Source organism: Streptococcus mitis (assembly GCF_003942685.1).
GTDB lineage: Bacteria > Bacillota > Bacilli > Lactobacillales > Streptococcaceae > Streptococcus > Streptococcus mitis_CD.
The window spans coordinates 1-662 of record NZ_RJNR01000044.1; the positions used below are offsets into that span (position 1 = coordinate 1).

General features: G+C 38.5%; 1 protein-coding gene. It reads right to left on the reverse strand.

The window, feature by feature from the left end:
• Nucleotides 1-652, reverse strand: a 652-nt coding sequence (locus D8855_RS10425) for a MucBP domain-containing protein (protein WP_419991691.1), incomplete at its 3' end; no start/stop codon positions are given.
• Between the last annotated feature and the right edge of the window lie 10 nt (nt 653-662).

Genomic DNA, 662 nt, shown 5'->3' on the forward strand with positions numbered 1-662 from the left:
GAATCCATGATCCGATTGGTTTGTAAACGTATGTTACTGTTGAACCATCTTTTCCAATCTTACCTTTAGCTTCTCCTTCAACACGAACTAGTAGGTGTCCTGGAATAACTTTTCCACTTGTAGAGTACTCATCTCCCACTTTTCCTTCTGTTGTTTCTGAAGGGATTAAGTCTTTGCCTTTTTCATCTACATATTTAACTACCAAGTTTGCTTTGTTTGCTACGTAGTTAATTACTGTATCTTGACTTGAATCTGTTGGGATGTTTGGTACTACATATCCTTTTGATGGATCTTTCGGATCAACTGGTTTAAGTGGGTTGCCATCTTTATCTTCTGGAGTAAATCCTGGTACGTATGGTAACACTTCTGTTGGTTGTCCTGGTTTTGTTGGATCTTGTGGGTCATTTGGATACTTGATTGGAGTTGTTGGTTGACCTGGGATGTTTGGAATCCATGATCCGATTGGTTTGTAAACGTATGTTACTGTTGAACCATCTTTTCCAATCTTACCTTTAGCTTCTCCTTCAACACGAACTAGTAGGTGTCCTGGAATAACTTTTCCACTTGTAGAGTACTCATCTCCCACTTTTCCTTCTGTTGTTTCTGAAGGGATTAAGTCTTTGCCTTTTTCATCTACATATTTAACTACCAAGTTTGCTTTG